Below are 14485 nucleotides of genomic sequence, written 5' to 3'. Positions count from 1 at the left end.
CTGGGGGGGGCGGGTGGGGGGGGGGGCGCCCCCCGCGCGCCCCCCCCCCCCCCCCCCCACTCCGGGGTCAGACGGTGAACTTGACCGTGCGGTCCCGCTCGCCGGTCTTGTCCAGCACCGAGGTGACCGCGTCGGCGACGTCCTGCGGGGTGATCTGGACCAGCTGGCCGTTCTTCTTCATCTTGACCTTGTCGAAGGCCCCGGCCAGCTGGCCGTTGAGCGCGTCGAGGTCCCACTTGGGCACGATCTTGCCGTTGGCGTCCGGCACCAGGGTGAGGGTCTTGGCGGCGATCTTCGGGGTGAAGTCCCACTTCTTGGTGCCGGCCTGGATGCGGACGATGCCGTTCACCGCGGACTTGCCGAGGGTGTCGGCGGCGCCCTGCAGGGCCTGCGGGGAGTTCTTCGGCTGGGCGGCCGTCACGGACAGCGCGACCGGCTGGTCGGTCCGGCCGGCGGCGCGGTCGCGGTAGGCCGCGTCGACCAGCTCCACGGCGGAGGCGGAGTCCACGGCCTGGCCGGCCTTGCCCGGGACCACCACGACCTCGCCGTTGTCGCCGAACTTGACGTAGCCCTCCTGCAGGCCCTGGCCGGAGCCGGTGGCCAGGGCGTCCAGGGCGGCCTTGAGCTTGGCCCGGTCCACCTTGACCTCCGGCGGGACGGCCTTCTCGTCGCCCTTGAGCGACTTGAGGACGTCGGCCGGGTTGTAGGAGTGCTGGGTGAGCTTGTCGACGGTGGCGGTGGTGTCGAAGCTCAGCCCGGCGGCGGTCGGGTCGAGGTCCAGCGTCTGCTCGCCGACCTTCAGCTTGACCGGCTGCTGGCCGGCCTTGCCGACGGTCTCGTCGAGCTGGCGGATGGCCTGGTCGCGGTTGCTCCCGCCGATGTCGGTGCCGAGCACGACGGTGCCCTTGGGGATGTCGGACTGGTTCATCATCAGACCGGTGCCGTACGCGGCGGCGCCGAGGAAGAGCACGCCGATGACGGCGTAGGTGCCGAGCTTGACCAGCTTCTTGGCGGCGCTGGGCTTGCGCTTGGCGGTGCCGGAGGCGGGCTTGGGGGCGGCCGGCTGCGGGGCGGGTGCCGGGGTGGGCACGGGGGCCGGGCCGGGGGCGGGTACGCCGGTGCCCGGGCCGTCGTACTGCGGCAGGCCGGGGGCGGCGCGGAACGGGTCGGCGGGTGCGGCGTCGAAGGCTCCACCGGGGCCACCGGGGCCACCGCCGGCACCCGGGCCGCCCGGCTCGCCCTGGCGGAGGGGTGCGCCGGGGAAGAGGCCGGCGGGCGGCGGTGTGCCGTTCGGCCCGCCGGCCGGCGGGCGCTGGGCGGCGAACGGGTCGGCGCCGGCCGGGGCGGAGGCGAACAGGCCGGGCTGCGGGGCGCCGTTGGGGGCGCCGGCGCCACCGGGCACGCCGGGTATGGCGGCGGGTGGGGCGTCGTCGCGGATCGGTGCGAAGCCGTCGACCGAGGTGTCCTCGGGTCCGCCGGGCAGCGGGCGGCCGGGGCCCTGGGGGGCCCGGCCGGGTGCACCGGCGCCGGGGGCGAACGGGTCGGCGGCGGGGCCCGGGGCGAACGGGTCGGCCGGGGCGTCCGCGTAGACGCCGGCTTCCTCGGCGGGGAGTTCCGGGCCGGTGCCGTAGGGCGAGGCGGGTGCGCCGGTCGGGCGAGGCGCGGGGGCCTGCGCCTGGGCGGGCACCGGGCGGCCGTTCGGGCGGCCGGCGTCGGGGCGGCTGCCGTTCGGCCGGGTGCCGTTGCGCCGGGGGCCGGCGTCGGGAGCGGCCTGGGCCGGCTGGGCGGCGGTGGCCTGGGCACCCGGGGCGCCGACCGGGGCCGAGGCCGCGACGGGAGCCGGGGCGTCGGCGGCCTTCTTCTGCCGCGGCCGGAACCACGCGCCGGTCGACTCGGACTCGGAGGTGGCCGGCGGGATCTGCCACTCCGGGGGCAGGTTCGGCGGGGTGGCCGCGCGCGCGCCGCCGCCGTCCATCACACCGAGCACCGGTGAGGAGGGCGCGGCGGAACGGTGCCGGGGCCCGGCCGGTTCGGCCGGGGCGGGCGCCGGGGCGTCCTCGCCGGGGCCGTCCTCGTTCTTGACCGCGCTGCGGACCACCACCGGCGGGATCGGGCGCGAGCCGGGGATGTTGATCCGGACGCGGGTGGTGACGGTGGTCTCGGTCTTCGGGGACTCGTCGTCGCCCTCCGGAGCCGAGCCCCCGGCGGTGCCGGCACCCGTGCGGTCGCCGCCGGGGAAGCCCGGTGTGCCGTAGGGCGGGGTGCCCGACGGGTAGGCGTCCGGGCCCGTGCGCCGAGGCGTCGGGTGGGCGTTCTCAGATTCGCGGCTGCTCAATGCTGCTCTGCTCCGGGTTCGCGGGCCGGGCCGTGCGGCGCGACCGCGGTCGTCGGCGCCGGACCTGGCGGGCGGCGTCGGGTACGGCGTTCTGCGGCACCACCATACTGGGAAGAACTGAGCGGTGAACCGGTTCGGTTAGAACCCGATACGTCCGGTTCTTCCGGTATGAGAGTACGACCGGGTGGTCCTGACTGCTCGTCGTACCGGCCACCGTACGCGGTTCGGCGGGTCGATCAGCGCGGCGGACCGGGTACTCCGGGAAACCAGCTGGTCCGGGTCGGCAGGGTGGCGCAGATCACGCCCAGAATCGATCCGACGAACAGCCAGGCGAGCGACGTGGCATTGGTCCAGAGGACGTTGTCGCCCTCCGGACGGGGCACCATCAGCAGCAGCAGGGCGAGGAACCAGCCGGCCGCCGGCGCGGCCGCGCCGAGCCGGGTCCCGGTGACCCGCAGGCCGGCGTAGAAGGTCGCGGCGGTGGCGGCGAGTGCGAGCAGGACTCCCACGGGTGGCCACAAGGCCTGCACAAACGCTCCGCACACCGATACCGCGATGCCCAGCAGGAAGAACAGGACATAAGCCGCGATCCGTGCGATGCGGGGTGGCTGGGACTCGTTCAGCCGTTCGTCCCGGGTGCCGAGGACGGTCGCCGGGATCGAGCGGCGCTGCGGCCGGGCGTCGGCGGGCGCGGTCATCGGGCATCCTCCTGGGAGATCTGGTCCGCGGCCGTGCCGAGGCCCGCGAAGAGGTCGTCCTCCGGCAACCGGGGACCGGCCTGGCCGCGCACCAACTGGTAGTACTCGGTGGCGATCAGCGGCTGACCGAGGTCGTTGGAGAGCGCGAAGAAGTCGCCCGCCACGGTGATCTGGGTGGCGTGCGCCGCCATCGCGGCGGCCTTGCGGTCGGCGTACGCGGCGCCGTCCAGCACGGTGGTGACCGCCTCGTCGGCGACCACCCCCGGAACGTCCCCCGGCTTCGCCACGCCCGGGAACGGCGACCCGGCCGCGGTCGCGGCGAGACCCCGCTCGATCACCGACCGGGGCATCCGGTTCCAGTACACCTTGGCGATCCGCCAGGCCGGCCCCAGTTCGGGCCGGTACGCCCCGTCGGCGGCCAGCTCGTGGGCGCGCATCGCGACCCGGTGCGTCTGGATGTGGTCCGGGTGCCCGTAGCCGCCGTCCTCGTCGTAGGTGACCAGGACCTGCGGACGCACCTCGCGGACGACCGCGACCAGCCGGCCGGCGGCCTCGTCCACGTCGGCCCGCCAGAAGCAGTCCGGCGCGTCGTTGTCGGGCACGCCCGACATCCCGGAGTCGCGGTAGCGCCCCGGGCCGCCCAGGAAGCGGAAGTCGGTGACCCCGAGCGCGCGCATCGCCTCGGACAGCTCGCCGATCCGGTGCGCGCCGAGGGTGTCCTCCCGATCGGCCGTCAGGTGGGCCAGCTCCGGGGGGATCACCTCACCGCCCTCGCCGAGGGTGCAGGTCACCAGGGTGACGCGGGCGCCCTCGGCGACGTACCTGGCCATCGTGGCGCCGTTGCCGATCGACTCGTCGTCGGGATGGGCGTGCACCAGGAGCAGGCTGCGGCCGGTAGTGGCGGTCATGGGAGCAGCCTAACGACCGGCCGCACGGGGTCAGAGCTTCAGGCCGTTGATCATCCCGGCGAGGTTGCTGGTGACCTGACTGATCGAGGGGGCGATGGAACTGGAGGCCAGGTAGAAGCCGAGCAGCGCGCAGACGACGGCGTGCGCGAGCTTCAGGCCGGAGCGGCGGATCAGCACCACCACGATGACCAGCATCAGTAGGGCTGCGGAGACGGACAAAGCCATGGCGGCTCACACCCCTTCTCGGGTGCGCCGCCCCCGGCGGAGGGCGGCGGTCGGGACCGTGCGGGACTTGCGGTCGGGCGGCCGGGGCCGGGACGAGGCCTGACGATCACCCGTTGGACCAGTCATACCCGATGGGTGAGCGGATCATTACGGTCGGTGAGTCCGCGCACCCCGGGGCACGGGGGCACCACCGGGGCGCATGGGCCGGTCGGAGGGGGTGCGGGCCCCTTCCGGGCGTACTTGCGCCGGATGCTCCGAACGAGTGATCACCACCGGCCGGAGGGTGGCACCTCCAGGTCGTAGGGTCAGGTGCCATGACCACCCACACCCCAGCGGACACCTTCCCGAGGCAGTACGCGCGCACCCTGCGCTACACCGTCGGCGCGCCCCGGTCGTTCTCCGTCGCACCCGACGGCTCCCGGGTCGTCTTCCTTCGCTCGCGGTCCGGCAGCGACCGCGCCAACCTGCTCTGGACCCTCGACACGGCCACGGGGGAGGAGCGGGTCGCCGCCGACCCGGTCGCCCTGCTCGGCGGCGGCGAGGAGGACCTCTCCCCGGCCGAGAAGGCCCGCCGTGAGCGCAGCCGGGAGGGCTCGGCCGGCGTCGTCGGCTACGGCCTGGACGGCAGCGGCCGGATCGCCGCCTTCGCGCTCTCCGGCCGCCTCTTCACCGCCGACCTGGTCGACGGCACCACGGCCGAGCTGCCCGCCGAGGGACCGCTGCTCGACCCGCGGCCTTCCCCGGACGGCCTCCACGTCGCGTACGCGAACACCGCCGGCGAGCTGCGGCTCACCCGTGCCGACGGGACGGCCGACCGGGCCCTCGTCCGGCCCGACGGACCCAACGTGACCTGGGGTCAGGCCGAGTTCATCGCCCAGGAGGAGATGCACCGGGACCGCGGCTACTGGTGGTCCCCGGACGGCGACCGGCTGCTGGTCGAGCGCGCCGACGACACCCCGGTGCGCCGCTGGTGGATCGCGGACCCGGCGAACCCGGACCGCGAGCCCGCCGAGGTCGCGTACCCGGCCGCAGGCACCGCCGACGCCGAGGTCGGCCTCTGGGTGCTCGACCTGGACGGCGCCCGCACCGAGGTGCTCTGGGACCGCGGGGCCTTCCCGTACCTGGCCCGGGTGCACTGGTCGCAGGGCGGCGTCCCGCTGCTGCTCGTCCAGGCCCGCGACCAGCGCAGCCAGCGGATCCTCGGGGTGGACGTCGAGACCGGCGCGACCGAGCTGCTGCACGAGGAGCGGGACGACGCCTGGCTGGAGCTGTTCCCCGGCGTGCCCGCCTGGACGCCGGACGGCAAGCTGGTCCGCATCTCCGACGAGTCGGGCGCCCGGACGCTGGTGGTCGGCGACCTGAACGTCACCGGCGCCGACCTGCACCTGCGGTCGGTGCTCGCCGTCACCGCCGACGAGGTCTTCTTCACCGCCTCCGGCGGCGCGGGCGAGAGCGACCCCGAGCCGGGCTGGATCGCCGCAGGCCGGATCAGCCACGACGGCAAGCGGCTCTCCTGGGAGGCCGCCAACGGCCGGCCGTTCACCTCCGTCACCACCGCCGTGCACGCGGCCGGCATCACCGTGCGGGCCACCGCGGAGCCGGACCTGCCCGGCACGCTGGTGCAGGTCGCCCGGGACCTGCCGGAGGGCCTGGTGGTGGACGACATCGCCACCATCGCCTCCTACGCCGAGGCCCCGGTGATCACCGCCCGCCCGGTCTTCCGCTTCGCGGGCGAGCGCCGCATCCCCGCGGCCGTCTTCCTGCCCACCGGCTACGACCGCGAGCGGGACGGCCTGCTGCCGGTCCTGATGGACCCGTACGGCGGCCCGCACGGCCAGCGCGTCGTCCAGGCGCACAACCCGCACCTCAACTCGCAGTGGTTCGCCGACCAGGGCTTCGCGGTGGTCGTCGCCGACGGGCGCGGCACCCCCGGGCGCACGCCGGCCTGGGAGAAGTCGATCGCCTTCGACTTCGCCGGCGCCACCCTGGACGACCAGGCCGACGCGCTGCGGGCGCTCGCCGGGGAGTTCCCGCTGGACCTCGACCGGGTCGCCATCCGCGGCTGGTCGTACGGCGGCTACCTCGCCGCGCTCGCCGTGCTGCGCCGTCCGGACGTCTTCCACGCGGCCGTCGCGGGCGCCCCGGTCACCGACTGGGAGCTGTACGACACCCACTACACCGAGCGCTACCTCGGCCACCCCGCCGAGCGGCCGGAGGTGTACGCGGCCAACTCGCTGAGCGGCTACGCGGCGGGCCTGGAGCGGCCGCTGATGATCATTCACGGTCTGGCCGACGACAACGTGGTGGCCGCGCACACCCTGCGGCTCTCCTCGGCGCTGCTGGCGGCCGGCCGGCCGCACGTGGTGCTGCCGCTGTCGGGGGTCACCCACATGACGCCGCAGGAGGAGGTGGCGGAGAACCTGCTGCTGCTCCAGGTCGACTTCGTGAAGAAGTCGCTCGGAATCTAGACCCGGCGACTGGACGGTCCGGGACGGTCGGGGACGGTCCGGGGCGGGCGGTGTGAGGGGGAGCGGGGCCGGAACAGGGCGCCGGGCCCGCGGACGAGCGGTGCCGGGAGCCCATGCCGCTCCCCCTTGGCCGAGGGCGCCCGCGCGGGGCGATCCGTCCGGCCTCCGGGGAGGACGGTAGCCCCCGCCTCCGACAACCGCCCCGGTGAACGCCCCGGACCGGCTCCGGTCTGCGGCTCCGGTGGCCGCTCCGCCCGGTACGGGGACCGGCCCCCGGTCGGCACCCCGCCCGCGGGCGGTTGCCCCGGGCGGTTGCTGCGGGCGGAGGAACTCTCCGTGCCGAAGGATCGGCCGGGCCGCTGTCGGGCGCGGGCGGCGGGCACCATGACGGGCATGTCGAAGCCTGCCGTGTCGGTGCTCGCCGCCCTGCTCGTGGCCCTGGTCCCCTGCGCCGCGCTCACCCCGGCCGGAGGTCCGGACCGGGGGGCGTGCACCGTCGGCTTCTTCGCCGGGGATCCGCTCGTGACCGCACGGCCGGTCGCCCCGGTGGCCGACGTCCCCGGCTGTCCGGCCGCCGTCGAGCGCGGGCTGTAGCGCGCGTCCGACGATTCCCGCCGGGCGGCTCAGTTCAGCCGGTGCCGCGCGGCCCGGGCGTCCCGGCGGACCTTGGCGGCGGTGTCGGGATCGAAGGCGTCCAGGATCTCGGCGTACTCGTCCATCTCCCCGGCCCCGCCCAGGAAGTCGCCGGTGCGGACCAGCAGCTCCGCCCGTTCCAGGCGGAGCTGGGCGGGGTGGCGGGGGAGGAGCAGGGCGAGTTCGGTGGCCCAGAGCTGGGTGCGAGCGTGTTCGGGGCGGTCGGCGGCCCAGGCCCGGATGTTGCCGAGCACCCGCAGCACGATGTCCAACGGTGCCGCGGGGGTGAGCAGTTCGGCGGTGAACTCGTGTCCGGTGGCGCGGACGAGCTCCGCCGCGTCCGGCAGGTCGAGCAGCCGGCCGCCGTGGAACGGGTCGGCCAGCACGTAGTCGTCGCCGCCGGCGGGGCCGCCGACCGCGACGATGAAGTGGCCGGGCAGGGCGATCCCGTGCACGGCGAGTCCGGCCCGCCGGCCGACGGCCATCCAGACCAGCGCGAGCATGATCGGCAGACCGCGCCGGCGCCGCAGCACGTCGGGCAGCAGCGAGGACTCCAGCCGCCGGTAGTCGGACTTCCGTCCGTGGAACCGCTCCCGGCCGCCGAGGACGGCGGCCAGCAGGGCGGCGGTCTCCTCGGGCCCGGCCGGGAACCGTTCGGCGACGGCGAGCCGGACCGAGGCCGCGTGCCGTTCGAGCGCGGCCTCACAGGCGGCGAGCAGGGCCGCGAGGGCGGGCGGGCCCGGCAGGTCGTCCGGGTCGTCCGGGTCGGGGGTGCGGGTGTGCTCGGCGGCCGCGAGCAGGCAGAGCAGCACCGGATCGGGGTGCTCGGCCCGGGCCTCGGTCCGGAAGCGTGTTCTGCTCTGCTCGGTCACGGTGGCTGCGGCGGCTTTCTGGGGACGGGCGGACAATCAGGCGGTTCCACGCGTGGGCGCTACCCCTGGGGGAGCCGCGCGTAGTGGTAAGTGTGACTGGTCGTGAAGCCGAGTCCGTCATACAGCGCGACGGCGCCGTCGTTCTCCGCCTCGACCTGGAGGAACGCGCCGGTGGCGCCCTCCTCGGCGGCGCGGGAGGCGAGCACCGCCATCAGCGCGGTGGCCAGCCCGGCCCGTCGCGCGCGGGCATCGACCTCGACCGCGCCGAAGCAGGCCCACGGGCCGTCGACGACGCACCGTCCGATCGCCAGCGGGGGCCGGCCCTGCGCCCCGGGCACGGTCGCGAACCAGACCGACGGCCCGCCGTGGATCACCCGCAGGGCGGCCTCCTCGACCGCCGGGTCGTCGGAGGCCCGGCGGTACAGCGACAGCCACTGCGGCCCGGCCGTCCGGGAGAGCCGCACCCGGCCGACCGCCGCCGGGGCGCCCGCCCGGGCGAGTCCGGCCAGTGGTGCGACCCGCACCAGGGTCGGCGAGTACACCGCGCCGAGCCGGTCCAGCGCGGCCCGCAGCGGTTCCGGGGAGCCGGGCGTGCTGACCTCCACCCAGGCCGGCAGCCCGCGCGCCGCGTACCAGGCGCGGGCGGCCGCGAGCGCCTCGTCGAGCGGGAGCCCGGGGTCGCCGAGCGCCTGGACGGAGTTGGCCCGCCGGGTGAATCCGGCCGAGGCGCGCAGCGTCCACGCACCGAGCGGTTCCCGGTCGACGGCCGGCCAGCCGCGGGCGGCGATCCGCTGGAGTTCGACCGGGGAGGCGGCCGGCAGCGGCGCGCGCCTGGCCGGGAAGAGCGGTACGACCTTGCCCGCGACGAGCAGCCGCTCGTCGAAGGAGACCGGTCCGCCGGTGCGCGGGACGACGGTCAGTCCCCGGTCGTCCCAGGAGGCGAGCACGCCGATCACGTCGCGGAACTCGGGCCTGCCGTCCACGAGGCCCGAGAGACGTCGGGCGGAGACCCGCAGGCCAACGTCCGCACGGCCTATCCGGACTTCCGGACGGTCCTGAACCGGCCCTTCGGCGGCCATCTGGGCACCTCCTGTGCATTTGCGGTCTCCGACCCGCGATACTAGGGGCGGGCATCGACGACGCCGCGCTCACCCGCGCACGCGAGAAAACAGAATGGGCCGCCGTGCCCTTCCGAGGAGGAACGACAGCGTGACCTACGTCATCGCGCAGCCTTGTGTCGACGTCAAGGACAAGGCGTGCATCGAAGAGTGCCCGGTTGACTGCATCTACGAGGGCGAGCGATCGCTCTACATCCACCCGGATGAGTGTGTCGACTGTGGCGCTTGTGAGCCGGTCTGCCCGGTCGAGGCGATCTTCTACGAGGACGACACGCCGGAGGAGTGGAAGGACTACTACAAGGCGAACGTCGAGTTCTTCGACGATCTCGGTTCGCCCGGTGGTGCGTCGAAGCTCGGTCTGATCGAGCGCGACCACCCGTTCATCGCCGCTCTGCCGCCGCAGAACGCCGAGCACTGACCGATCGGTGGCATCTGAGCTGTGACTACCAAGAACAGCACGCACGCGCCGTTCCCGGGCCACCCGGGAGCGGCGCGCCGCGTTTCGGACCTCCTGCCGGTCTTCCCCTGGGACAAGCTGGAGCCGTACAAGAAGACCGCTCTCGCGCACCCCGGAGGGCTCTGCGACTTCTCGGTCGGGACCCCCGTCGACCCGGTGCCCGAGGTGGTCCAGAAGGCGCTCGCCGCCGCGACCGACACCCCCGGCTATCCGACCGTCTGGGGCCCGGTGGAGCTGCGCGGGGCGATCGCCGACTGGCTGCACCGCCGGGTCGGCGCCGAGATCGGCCCGCAGGCCGTGCTGCCGACCGTCGGCTCCAAGGAGCTCGTGGCCTGGCTGCCGACCCAGCTCGGCCTCGGCCCCGGCGACCAGGTCGCCTACCCGCGGCTGGCCTACCCGACGTACGAGGTGGGCGCCCGGCTCTGCGGCGCCGAGCCGGTGGAGTACGACTCGGTGGACGAGCTGGACGGTTCGCGGGTCCGCCTGATCTGGGTCAACTCGCCCTCCAACCCGACCGGCCGGGTGCTCGGCAAGGACGAGCTCCGCCGCACGGTCGCGTGGGCGAGGGAGCACCGGGCGCTGCTGGTCAGCGACGAGTGCTACCTGGAGCTGGGCTGGGAGGCCGACCCGGTCTCCGTCCTGCACCCGGACGTCTGCGGGACCGACGGTGACGGGAGGCAGCACGAGGGCCTGCTGGCCGTCCACTCCCTCTCCAAGCGCTCCAACCTGGCTGGCTACCGCGCCTCCTTCGTGGCGGGCGACCCGGTGGTGGTCAAGGAGCTGCTGGAGGTGCGCAAGCACGGCGGCATGATCGTGCCGGCCCCGGTCCAGGCCGCGACGGCCGCGGCGCTCGCGGACGACGCGCACGTGGCGGAGCAGCGCGAGCGGTACGCGGCCCGGCGCTCGGCGCTGCGGTCCGCGCTGGAGGCGTACGGGTTCCGGGTCGAGCACTCGGAGGCGAGCCTCTACCTGTGGGTGACCCAGGACCGGCCGTGCTGGGAGACGGTGGCCGAACTGGCCGCCCTGGGCATCCTGGTGGCGCCCGGCGACTTCTACGGGCCGGCCGGCGGACGGTTCGTCCGGGTCGCCTTCACGGCGACCGACGAGCGGGTCGCGGCGGCCGTGGAGCGGTTGCACGCCGGGCCCGCGGCGTAGCGGAACGGCCCGGGGGAGCGGCGTCGTACGCGGCTCCCCCGGGCCGCACGAGGGGCCGGCGTGCAGGACGCCGGCCCCTCGGCATGCGGCGGGCGGGTCTCAGCCGATCGGCAGGCCGCCGAGGGCGCCGCCGTTGACGCCGCCCAGCAGGCTGCCGAGCGGGCCGGTCAGACCGGTCAGGCCGTTCAGCGGGCTGTTCGGGCCGAGGTCGGCGCCGCCCAGGCGGTTGGCCGAGCCGTGCTCGGCCAGGCCGAGCACGTCGGCGCCCGGCAGGTCGGCCGCCAGGCCGCCGGGGAGGGCGCGGGTGACGGCGCCGAGCGGCAGCGCGTCGGTCACGGTGCCGGTGCTGGGAACGGCGCTGGTGAGGCCGGAGGCACCGGGGACGGCCTGGGTGAGGGCGCCGGCCTGGGAGAGCCCGCCGACCGGGTTGGCGCCGGCGCCGGCGCTGCGCTGCGTGGCGCCGTGGCCGGTGACGGCCTCGCCGAGCTTGCCGGCCAGGGCCTTGGCGACCTTCGGGGTGACGCCGGAGAGCTGGCCGGTGGTGGCGGCGGTCTGGTCGAGCGGTGCCGTCAGCGAGCTGGCCTTCTCGTTGGCCTCGGGGAGCTGCTGCGCGACGATGTTGCCGGTGGCGTCGGCGGTGGCGGGCACGCCCGCGGCGACGGTGGCGGCGCCGGTGTTCCCGGCCGCCTTGCCCAGCTCGTGGGTGGTGTGCTGGAGGGTGGAACCCGTGTCGGTGTTGGTCAGCTGGCTCAGCGGCGCGGCCAGGTCGCTCTTGGGCAGGAGGGCGTCGGCGGCGGACGCGGAGCCGGCCGCGACCAGCGGGGTCGCGCCGGCCGCCACGAGCAGTGCGGCCTGGGCGATCCGTCGCGTGAGGGGGTGAGACATGGGGCTCCTCGAAGGGGGTCTGGTGTCCGTCTCGTCCGCCGGGCGGACGACGTTGTTACCGCTTGAGAAGCCAGAAGGTTTCGGTCGGTGCAAGGAAAGCGTCGAGCCGACCATCGGATGGTACGACCGCCGTCGGGGTGGGCCCGGGTGCCCGGCCGGGGGTGTGCGGGTACGGCGGGGCAAGGGGAGTGACGGTTCTGCGCCAGGCCGGCCCCCCGGCACCGGCCGTCCACCTGCGTTGACACGAATCACTCGTACGGCGGCAACCCGGACACCAGTGCGTCAGCGGCCCGGACCGGGCGGCTCCCGCCCCCGGAAACACCACTGCGCCGGGCCGTCCGGGTGACCGGCCGGCCCGGCGCAGCGGGCTGCTCAGCTCTTCGCGGCCGCGGCCAGTGAGACCAGCACCAGCGTGGTCGAGGTCCCGGTCGGCTGCGGCTTCCAGCCGTCCTCCGACTTCGCCTTCCGCCAGATCCTCCCGTCGTACGCGACGGTCTCGATGCCCAGCTTCTGGGCCTGGGTCACCGCCCAGTGCGCCACCGCCCAGCCGCTCTGGCGCTCGGCGTCCGGCCCGGCGTCGGTGGAGGCGGTCGGGTCAGGGGTCAGCGAGACGGCGTTCTCGGCGCCCTTGACCGTGGACGAGTAGCCGCCGGCCGGGGTCACCGTGCGGCCGAACTCGCGGCGGACCCGGTCGCTCAGCACCTGGGTCCGGTCCGGCGGGGCGGCGGCCGGGGCGGTGGCGCCGGGGGCGGTGGCCGTCGGTGCCTCCTCGGCCTCGTCGGGCGCCGCGAAGTCGTGCACCACGCAGTTCAGCGAGGCCGCCTCGCGGCCCGTCAGCGCGGAGGCCAGCAGGGTGGCCTTGGTCTCGTGCTTGGCGTAGGCCTGCGGGTAGCCGCTCTTCTGCACCTGCTGGGCCGCGTCGGTCAGCGGCAGCCGGGTGTAGCCGGGGACCTTCACCAGGCCGTCGAGGAACTTGTTGGTCGCGTAGACCGGGTCCATGATCTGCTGCACGGTGCCCCAGCCCTGGGAGGGCCGCTGCTGGAACAGGCCGACCGAGTCCCGGTCGCCGCCGGTCAGGTTGCGGATCTTGGATTCCTGCATCGCGGTGGCCAGCGAGATGGTCACCGCCCGGTCCGGCAGGGCGCGGGAGTGCGCGACGGCGGCGATGGTCGCCGCGTTGGCCGCCTGCGGGATCTCCAGCTCGCCCTCGCCGGCCGGGGTCTTCACCGAGCAGCCCTCGGGGGTCAGCAGCTTCTGGTCGCGGAGCCAGAACAGCCCGACCGCCACCACGGCCAGCACCAGCAGACCGATCAGCACCGCCCGCAGTCCACGACGCCGCCGGGGCACCGTGCCGTCGTCCCGGCCGCCGCTCCTTCTCCTGGCCACCGCCGCCCCTCTCACCGAACCGTGCTGTCCGGACCGGGGTTCCGGGCCGGGCATCCGAACCGACACCGTACCCACTCGGACGGGTGTGCGGTGACCGTCGGTTGCGGGTGACGGTGTCACAGCCCCGCTACGGCGGGGCCGCGCCGTGACCCGCCACCGGACTAGGCTGGGTGACCATGAGCAGCCCGAAGACGTCCCTGGACCTCACCCTCGACGGCGGCGCGCTGACCGCCCAGCTGGTGGACTTCCCCTCCGTCAGCGGCGACGAGCAGGCGCTCGCCGACGCCGTGGAGGCCGCCCTGCGCGCCTACCCGCACCTGACCGTCGACCGGTACGGCAACAACGTGGTGGCCCGCACCGACCTCGGCCGGGCCGAACGCGTGCTGCTCGCCGGGCACCTGGACACGGTGCCGATCGCCGACAACCTGCCCTCCTACGTCGAGGGCGACCTCCTCTACGGCTGCGGCACCTCCGACATGAAGTCCGGCGTGGCCGTCCAGCTCAGGCTCGCCGCCACCCTGCCGGAGCCCAACCGCGACCTCACCTTCGTGTTCTACGACTGCGAGGAGGTGGAGGCCCACCGCAACGGCCTCGGGCACCTCGTCCAGGCCCACCCCGACTGGCTGGCCGCCGACTTCGCCGTGCTGATGGAGCCCAGCCAGGCCACCGTCGAGGGCGGCTGCCAGGGCACCCTGCGCGCACAGGTCCGGCTCACCGGCGTGCGCGCCCACTCGGCCCGCAGCTGGCTCGGCGACAACGCCATCCACCACGCCGCCGAGGTGCTCGGCCGGCTCGCCGCGTACGAGCCGCGCCGGGTCGAGATCGACGGGCTGGAGTACCGCGAGGGCCTCAACGCGGTGCGGATCGACGGGGGGGTGGCCGGGAACGTCATCCCCGACGAGTGCGTGGTGACCGTCAACTTCCGGTTCGCCCCGGACCGCGACGAGGCCGCGGCCGAGAAGCACGTGCGCGAGGTCCTCGACGGCTACGAGGTCACGGTCACCGACTTCGCCCCGGGCGCGCTGCCCGGCCTCGCGCAGCCGGCCGCCCGGGCGTTCGTGGCCGCGACCGGCGGCACGGCCCGCGCCAAGTTCGGCTGGACCGACGTCGCCCGGTTCAGCGCGCTCGGCGTCCCGGCGGTCAACTACGGCCCGGGCGACCCGAACCAGGCCCACAAGCGGGACGAGCACTGCTCGCTCACCGCCATCGCCGAGACCGAGGAGCGGCTGCGCGCCTGGCTGACCGACTGAGGTGACAAGCGCATCAACGGCTGAACGCCACCTTCCGGTTGCCCAACCGACCTTTCACCGTTGCCTGAAAACCGGGATCGGCGGGCGTAGGGTTT

Annotated in this window: 13 protein-coding genes; 5 read left to right on the top strand and 8 right to left on the bottom strand. The window is 75.1% G+C overall.

Translation table 11 applies throughout. From position 1 onward, the window contains the following. Positions 1–67: 67 nt before the first annotated feature. The 4 genes from ACFWIC_RS24535 to ACFWIC_RS24520 all read right to left on the bottom strand — a co-directional run bounded on the left by ACFWIC_RS24535 (position 68) and on the right by ACFWIC_RS24520 (position 4166). Entirely contained in the window at positions 68–2335 is a 2268-nt protein-coding gene (locus tag ACFWIC_RS24535) for a peptidoglycan binding domain-containing protein (RefSeq protein ID WP_380520019.1), read from the bottom strand. Positions 2336–2571: 236 nt separating this feature from the next. Then, positions 2572–3033, bottom strand: a complete 462-nt coding sequence (locus tag ACFWIC_RS24530; protein ID WP_329949210.1) for a DUF6113 family protein — start codon at positions 3031–3033, stop codon at positions 2572–2574. Continuing rightward, positions 3030–3941, bottom strand: coding sequence for an N-acetyl-1-D-myo-inositol-2-amino-2-deoxy-alpha-D-glucopyranoside deacetylase (gene mshB, locus ACFWIC_RS24525; RefSeq protein WP_329949211.1), 912 nt, complete (start codon positions 3939–3941; stop codon positions 3030–3032). Before mshB ends, ACFWIC_RS24530 begins: the two co-directional genes overlap by 4 nt. A 30-nt stretch (positions 3942–3971) precedes the next feature. Next, entirely contained in the window at positions 3972–4166 is a 195-nt protein-coding gene (locus ACFWIC_RS24520; RefSeq protein WP_329949212.1) for a DUF2304 family protein, read from the bottom strand. Between the two features lie 314 nt (positions 4167–4480). Here ACFWIC_RS24520 and ACFWIC_RS24515 point away from each other — a divergent pair, with 314 nt between their 5' ends. Together ACFWIC_RS24515 and ACFWIC_RS24510 are read left to right on the top strand one after the other, a co-directional pair. After that, positions 4481–6634 (top strand): prolyl oligopeptidase family serine peptidase, encoded by a 2154-nt coding sequence (locus ACFWIC_RS24515; protein WP_380520018.1) that lies wholly within the window; start codon positions 4481–4483, stop codon positions 6632–6634. Positions 6635–7027: 393 nt separating this feature from the next. Further along, the gene (locus ACFWIC_RS24510; RefSeq protein ID WP_329949214.1) at positions 7028–7228 is read left to right on the top strand and encodes a hypothetical protein; all 201 of its coding nucleotides are present in this window, start codon (positions 7028–7030) and stop codon (positions 7226–7228) included. Between the two features lie 29 nt (positions 7229–7257). Here the strand turns inward: ACFWIC_RS24510 and ACFWIC_RS24505 are convergent, their stop codons facing one another. Together ACFWIC_RS24505 and ACFWIC_RS24500 are read right to left on the bottom strand one after the other, a co-directional pair. Beyond that, positions 7258–8175 carry a transglutaminase-like domain-containing protein gene (locus ACFWIC_RS24505; protein ID WP_329949215.1) on the bottom strand — a complete coding sequence of 306 codons (918 nt, stop codon included), beginning with the start codon at positions 8173–8175 and terminating at the stop codon, positions 7258–7260. 23 nt (positions 8176–8198) lie between these two features. Then, positions 8199–9122: a GNAT family N-acetyltransferase gene (locus ACFWIC_RS24500; RefSeq protein ID WP_329949216.1), complete on the bottom strand. Its 924-nt coding sequence runs from the start codon at positions 9120–9122 to the stop codon at positions 8199–8201. Between the two features lie 226 nt (positions 9123–9348). On the opposite strand from ACFWIC_RS24500, the gene fdxA reads away from it, so the two are divergent. Beyond that, the gene (gene fdxA, locus ACFWIC_RS24495) at positions 9349–9675 is read left to right on the top strand and encodes a ferredoxin (RefSeq protein WP_030459925.1); all 327 of its coding nucleotides are present in this window, start codon (positions 9349–9351) and stop codon (positions 9673–9675) included. Positions 9676–9696: 21 nt separating this feature from the next. Beyond that, positions 9697–10869 (top strand): succinyldiaminopimelate transaminase, encoded by a 1173-nt coding sequence (dapC, locus tag ACFWIC_RS24490; protein ID WP_380356456.1) that lies wholly within the window; start codon positions 9697–9699, stop codon positions 10867–10869. Between the two features lie 99 nt (positions 10870–10968). Here dapC and ACFWIC_RS24485 read toward each other — a convergent pair whose 3' ends face one another. Continuing rightward, entirely contained in the window at positions 10969–11754 is a 786-nt protein-coding gene (locus ACFWIC_RS24485; protein ID WP_380520017.1) for a hypothetical protein, read from the bottom strand. Between the two features lie 372 nt (positions 11755–12126). Beyond that, positions 12127–13140, bottom strand: coding sequence for a hypothetical protein (locus ACFWIC_RS24480; protein WP_380520016.1), 1014 nt, complete (start codon positions 13138–13140; stop codon positions 12127–12129). A 176-nt stretch (positions 13141–13316) separates the two neighbouring features. On the opposite strand from ACFWIC_RS24480, the gene dapE reads away from it, so the two are divergent. Beyond that, positions 13317–14390: a succinyl-diaminopimelate desuccinylase gene (gene dapE / locus ACFWIC_RS24475; protein WP_329883185.1), complete on the top strand. Its 1074-nt coding sequence runs from the start codon at positions 13317–13319 to the stop codon at positions 14388–14390. Positions 14391–14485 lie beyond the last annotated feature (95 nt).

It is taken from the genome of Kitasatospora sp. NPDC127035, assembly GCF_042726075.1.
In the GTDB taxonomy this organism is placed as follows: Bacteria; Actinomycetota; Actinomycetes; order Streptomycetales; family Streptomycetaceae; genus Kitasatospora.
The sequence above is the reverse complement of the archived record's forward strand: the minus strand, read 5'-3'. Positions and strand labels throughout refer to the sequence as shown.

Bases quoted from the DNA above. Each gene is read 5' to 3' on its own strand.
- ACFWIC_RS24520 (WP_329949212.1), bottom strand. From the start codon at position 4,166: ATGGCTTTGTCCGTCTCCGCAGCCCTACTGATGCTGGTCATCGTGGTG.
- ACFWIC_RS24485 (WP_380520017.1), bottom strand. From the start codon at position 11,754: ATGTCTCACCCCCTCACGCGACGGATCGCCCAGGCCGCACTGCTCGTG.
- ACFWIC_RS24530 (WP_329949210.1), bottom strand. From the start codon at position 3,033: ATGACCGCGCCCGCCGACGCCCGGCCGCAGCGCCGCTCGATCCCGGCG.
- dapE (WP_329883185.1), top strand. From the start codon at position 13,317: ATGAGCAGCCCGAAGACGTCCCTGGACCTCACCCTCGACGGCGGCGCG.
- ACFWIC_RS24515 (WP_380520018.1), top strand. From the start codon at position 4,481: ATGACCACCCACACCCCAGCGGACACCTTCCCGAGGCAGTACGCGCGC.
- mshB (WP_329949211.1), bottom strand. From the start codon at position 3,941: ATGACCGCCACTACCGGCCGCAGCCTGCTCCTGGTGCACGCCCATCCC.
- ACFWIC_RS24510 (WP_329949214.1), top strand. From the start codon at position 7,028: ATGTCGAAGCCTGCCGTGTCGGTGCTCGCCGCCCTGCTCGTGGCCCTG.